Raw genomic sequence first — 5,410 nt, 5'->3', positions numbered from 1 at the left:
GCATTGCCGATCAGGTTCGACAGCACCTGGAACAGGCGCTCCGGGTCGGCATGGATCAGCAGGCCGGGCTCGGCGTTGAACGACAAGTCGATGCCTTTCTCCATCGCCAACGGTGCGAGCAGCGAATAGGCCTCTTCGAACATCTGGCTGACGTCCAACGACACCGGCTTGACCACATAACGCCCGGCCTCGATTTTCGAGGTGTCGAGCAGGTCTTCCAGCAGCACATTCATACGCCCGGCGGCCTGTTGCATGGTGTCGATGGCCGAGGAAATTCGCCGTGAGGTATGTGGGCCGTCGGAGCTGAAGGCTTTCTGCATCATGCCGCAGAGCATCGAGATGACCGTCATCGGGTTGCGCAGGTCGTGGGACACCACCGCCACCAGTTCATCACGGGCGCGCACGGCTTGCTGCTCGCGCAACACTTGGCGGGCCAGGTCATTTTCCAGGGCGGAACGGCGCAGGTCGTTGGCGGCAAACCGGTCGCCGTGGCTCCACTTGGTGGAGATACCGGCCATCTCGACTTTCCAGATTTCAAACGAGGTGCGTGGGCGCAGGCGCAAACCGGCGTCGGAGGTTTCCAGGTTCAGCGGCTTGTTCGGGTCACCGCTCCAGTTGATGTTCTCTTTGACTTCCGGGCGAAACCACAACACGCCGTTATCCACAGGCTTGGGCAAGCTCATGGCCAGAACGCCACTGGCCACTTGCTGGAACTCGGCGGCAGGCGGGTATACCGAGGCCAGGTTGTGACTGGAAAACACCGGCTCGTCGCTTTCTTGCAGCCATTTGTGCAGCGCACGGATCTGCGCAGGCTCGGGGCAATTGCCGTAACGGTGCAGTTGTTTGTCTTCGATGATCGCCACGCCGCCCGACAGGGTCAGGTCCATCAGCACCTGCGGCTGCTGGGCCAGGCCATCGAAGACGTTTTGCTCCGAGGCTTTCATCGCGCGGTCCAGCAATGCCAGGGCTTCGACTTTTTCTTCGCGCTGGCGGCTCAAGTCCAGGGCTTCCATGGCGCTGATCTGCAGAGACAGCACCTGGCCGATGGTCTGGCAAGCAACACGCAGGTCGTTGGGCACCAGCAAGGGCTCGCGGTTGCCGCAACTGATCAAGCCCCATAGCTTGTCGCCGGCCATCAACGAGATGCTCATGGACGACAGCACGCCCATGTTCTGCATGTATTGGCAGTGAATCGGCGACACGCTGCGCAAGGTGGCAAAGCTCAAGTCCAGCGGCTGGTCAGTGCCCGGACGCAGCTTGGGCAGCAGCGGCACCGGCTCGTAGGCAGCGTTCGGGATGATGCGCAGCCAGTTGGTGCGGTACAGCTCGCGGGCCTGCTCGGGAATGTCGGACGCGGGGAAGAACAGCCCGTTGAACAGCTCCATGGACGGCGCCGACGCTTCGGCAATCACCTGGCCGTGGCCTTCTTCTTCGAAGCGATAGATCAGCACCCGGTCGTAACCGGTCATGGCCTGGATTTCAGTCACGCTGATCTCGTACAGCGCTTGCAGGGTTTTCGCCGACTGCAAGCGTTGCAGCATCTTGCCCAGGTCACTGGTGCGACCATTCAGGGCGCGAGGTTTGAAATCTTCAAGGCGCGGCTCAAATTCCAGCACCAGCACGTTTTGATGGCGATGCAGCAAGCCTTCAAATGGCGCACCATTGAGCGTGACATGCAGCGCCGGCGCGTCGAGAAACGCGTTGTTTTCGGCGATCGATTGCACGGCTTGGGCAGGTTCAACGCCAATTAACTGGTGCAGCGGTTGGCCCAACAGCGCTTCGGGTGCGTGGCCGAACAGGCTGGCCACGTTGGCGCTGACCTGAGTGATGCGCAGCTCAGGCTCCGACAACGTCAACAGCACACCGTGGGGCTGGATCGCGCCCGGGAAGCGAATCGGTTCGTCGGCACAGTTGGCAAGCAGCTCTTCAAAATCGTCGGGTTTCATAGCAGTACCTCCTGGCGGGCGAGCCAATGCTCGAAGCCACTGAATGTGGAGCGGGCCGCATCGACCGCGCGCTGTTTTGCGTCAGCATCCAGCGGCAGGCGGCCCAGGTAATCGAGAAAGTCTTTCCAGCGTCGCCCGGTTTCGGCGCCGTATACATCAAGGAACGCTCCGCCGTTATCGGCGTGTATGTCCAGGCGCCGGGCCATTTCCCGGCGCAGCACTTGGCCGCCCAGGGTGGCGCCTTCCAGTACATACAGGGCACCGAGGCAGGCCGCGGGGGTGTCGAAGGTCGGGTGTTCGGTGCAGCGGGGCAAGGCGTTGATGGCGTTATCATTCAAGCCAAGGGCGCGCAAATCGCCCAGCAGTGTGGGGGTTTTCACACGCAGTACAGCGTCATATCCGTCGGGGATCAAGCCACTGGCGTACAGCGCTGCTTCCATCGGCCCATAAAACCCGTAGTACGCCTGGAGCAAGCGCCGATACCCGCCAGCATCCAACTGATCGGAGAAAAACGGCAAGCGCTTTTCCAACGCCACATGCAGCAAACCCGTGCCTGTGCGCAACGCTTCCAGCAATGAGGGCGCACTAATGTCATGGGCCTGTGAATGCATTCAATAAGCTCGAACTGTGGGCCTTAAGGCCATGAATGACGCGTGAAATGGGCGACGATTCTACACAAGTCATTGCCGTCAACTGTACGCACAAGGCAAAAAGCCTGACCGGCGGATCAGAAAAGTCGCTCCTTGCGTAATAAATGACCACAGGGCACTGCAGCAAGTTCGGTTTAAGTGATGTCGCGACGCTATTAGTGCATGGAGGCGCCTTGCTGGGTCAGTGCTGTTTGCACGCACTCAACCAAGTGCTCTGCACTCCAGGGCTTGGGTAAAAAACGTACAGAGCCGCCGAGTTGCGCCGCCAGCTTGGTATTGCCCGAGGTCAGCACCACCGGCACCGACGGCCAGCGATGCGCGACCACTTTGCTCAAGTCATAGCCATTGAGTAACCCCGGCATCTGGATATCGCTGACGATCAGGTCTACCGGATCATCGCCGCGTTCCAGGTAAATCATGCCTTCATCCGCCGAAGGAAACGACGTCACATGAGCCCCGAAGTCCTCCAATACATCCACCATTAACGCACGAATGATTTCGTCGTCTTCCAATACCAAAATCGATGGCTGAGCCATGATCCTTACTCCACCATCAGGGTTCAGTAGGGTGGAGTAGGCGCTGGCTGAATAGGTTCGATTGGATGTTTTTTAAACGATGGGTGGTCGTTTTAGAGCGGTCGCGTGGGGTTGTCCGCAGCGGCACGGCAAGGTGGATACAGGCATAATTGGCGCACCGTTGCCTGCTGTGGAGACTTGCATGAAGTACACCTTACTGACCCTCGCCCTGGTTCTCAACACCGCCCCGGCCTTGGCGGCCGGCGATGCCGAGGCGGGCGGCAAACTGTTCAGTAAAACCTGCGGCGGCTGCCACAGCATCGGTGAAGGCGCACGCGGTGGCTTCGGGCCTGAGCTTAACGGCATCATCGGTCGACCTGCCGGCACCACCACGGACTATCAGTACTCCGACGCAATGAAAAACTCCGGCGTGGTCTGGACCCGCGACAAACTCGCGGCCTATATCGAAGCGCCGAAGAAGGTGGTGAGCGGTACGCGCATGATCTTCTGGGGTATCAGCGACCCGGAAAAGATCGAAAACATCTTGGCCTATCTGGAAACCTTCCAACCCAAGTAATCATTCGCGTACGTTCCTGAACAGCATCAACCGCGCACTTTCATGCAGCCCACGGGTCAGCCCCTGCAGGCGCTGAAACTCTTCGGGATGCTGCTCGGCTACATCTTCGCGCGGTGTTTGCGAAGCCAGGTCGTGCAGGGTTGGTGAGCCGCCGTCGTGCTGCATCTGCAACAGGAAGTGCTGGGTCACGCCGCCGATAATCGGGAAGGTGCCTTCGTGTAGCACCAGTGGCACCACACGTTCGCCTTCCGGCGCCGGCTGCTGGATATCGCGGCCCATCGCGCCGTTGCGAAACGGCACGCCCGCCATGCCGGCCACGGTTGGCAGCAAGTCCGCCAACCCCACGGCCTCGTCAATAACGCGTGGCTCAAGCCCCGGCGCGTGGATCAGCAGTGGCACGTTGTTGCTTTCCAGGCCCAGTTGCTCAAAAGCTGGCGCCATGTGCGGGATCTGGCTGATGCGTGTGTTGTGGTCGCCGAAGAACACAAAAATGCTGTTGTCGTACCAGCCACCGGCCTTGGCGATGTCCATCAGGCGGCCGATGTTGTAATCCAGCAGGCGCACTGCGTTGTATTGCTCGACACTGCGCGAACCGGCAGCCTGGACTTGTTCCAGAGTTACGTTGTTAAGTTGGAAACCATCATTTTGCTTGGGAATGGTGAACGGCCGATGGTTGCCGGAAGTTTGCAGGTAGGCAAAGAACGGCTGGCCGTTGGGCACGGCGCGCAGCAGTTGGTCGCCTTCCTTGAACAGGTCCAGGTCAGAGATGCCCCACACGTCCACGCGGGGCGAACGCCAGTGGCTTTCGTCAAACAGCTGCACGCCGTCGATGCTCTGGCGGATCAGCGCGTTGATATTCGCCCAGCCAGCGTTGCCGCCGATCATGTAGAACTTCTGGTAACCCTCGAAGGCGTTGATCAACGTGTGTTGCCGCGTGATCAGCGGGTTGCGCGTGGCGGTCTCCTGGCGGGTCACGTCGGGCACGCCGGTGATGCTCGCCCACACGGTTTTGGCGGTACCGGTGACGGGCACATAGAAGTGTTTGAAGAACCAGCTTTGCGTCGCCAGCTTGTCCAGGTTCGGCGTGGGGTTCAGCGGGTTGCCATAGGCGCCCACGGCGCTGGTGCCGAGGGATTCGAGCATGACGAAAACTACGTTGGGCGGGCGCTCGCCTGCCAGTTTGTAAGGCTGCACGCCTTGTTCGCGGATGAAATTCAGCTGCTGCGCGTCAGGCTGGTCAACGCCCAGGTACTCGGCCACTTGTGGGTAATGCGTGCGCACCTGGGCTTCATCGAATTGCGACTGGCCAACCTTGAGCGTGTCGTACAAAAACAGCACCGGGTTCAGGCCCACGGCGGCGACCTGGCTGTTGCCGGAGAAGAACGCATCGCTCAGCGCAACGGCACCGGGTTTTCCAGGTTGAGATTAGCCACGCGGCCGAGCAAGGCCAGCAGCACGGCGATCACGCCAATCACGGACACTAAAGCCACTGTGGGTGTGCCGATGCTTTTGGGGGCGCGATCCAGAGTCAATCGCTCCAGGCACACCAGTGCCCACACCCACACAACCACCGCCGCCAACCAACAGGCAGTTATCCACAGCACCGGGTAGGTTTCCCACACCATCTGTTGAGAAATCTGCGCGTCTTGCAGATAGCGCAGCACCGTCGCGTTGATGCGCACGCCGAGGTAGGCGTAGTGGCCGAAGTCGATGATGTAGATG

The 5,410-nt window shown here is 60.2% G+C and carries 4 protein-coding genes and 1 pseudogene; 1 reads left to right on the top strand and 4 read right to left on the bottom strand.

Annotated elements, in window-relative coordinates; translation table 11 throughout:
• From FEM54_RS23350 to FEM54_RS23340, 3 genes are all read right to left on the bottom strand, one after another.
• Positions 1-1,946, bottom strand: a 1,946-nt coding sequence (locus FEM54_RS23350) for a histidine kinase dimerization/phospho-acceptor domain-containing protein (RefSeq protein WP_138453310.1), incomplete at its 3' end; no start/stop codon positions are given.
• Positions 1,943-2,557: a biliverdin-producing heme oxygenase gene (locus tag FEM54_RS23345; protein WP_138453306.1), complete on the bottom strand. Its 615-nt coding sequence runs from the start codon at positions 2,555-2,557 to the stop codon at positions 1,943-1,945. The genes FEM54_RS23350 and FEM54_RS23345, both read right to left, overlap by 4 nt.
• A 194-nt stretch (positions 2,558-2,751) precedes the next feature.
• Positions 2,752-3,132, bottom strand: coding sequence for a response regulator (locus FEM54_RS23340; protein WP_017135414.1), 381 nt, complete (start codon positions 3,130-3,132; stop codon positions 2,752-2,754).
• A 181-nt stretch (positions 3,133-3,313) separates the two neighbouring features.
• Here FEM54_RS23340 and FEM54_RS23335 point away from each other — a divergent pair, with 181 nt between their 5' ends.
• Positions 3,314-3,688 carry a c-type cytochrome gene (locus FEM54_RS23335; protein ID WP_138453302.1) on the top strand — a complete coding sequence of 125 codons (375 nt, stop codon included), beginning with the start codon at positions 3,314-3,316 and terminating at the stop codon, positions 3,686-3,688.
• Here the strand turns inward: FEM54_RS23335 and FEM54_RS23330 are convergent.
• A pseudogene (locus FEM54_RS23330) lies at positions 3,689-5,410 on the bottom strand (LTA synthase family protein); the annotation flags it as partial.

Source organism: Pseudomonas edaphica, from assembly GCF_005863185.1.
GTDB classification, from domain to species: domain Bacteria; phylum Pseudomonadota; class Gammaproteobacteria; order Pseudomonadales; family Pseudomonadaceae; genus Aquipseudomonas; species Aquipseudomonas edaphica.
Note: the sequence above shows the minus strand (reverse complement) of the source record. Positions and strands in the feature narration are given on the sequence as shown.

Coding starts and splice junctions, on each gene's coding strand:
- FEM54_RS23345 (WP_138453306.1), bottom strand. CDS start 2,557: ATGCATTCACAGGCCCATGACATTAGTGCGCCCTCATTGCTGGAAGCG.
- FEM54_RS23340 (WP_017135414.1), bottom strand. CDS start 3,132: ATGGCTCAGCCATCGATTTTGGTATTGGAAGACGACGAAATCATTCGT.
- FEM54_RS23335 (WP_138453302.1), top strand. CDS start 3,314: ATGAAGTACACCTTACTGACCCTCGCCCTGGTTCTCAACACCGCCCCG.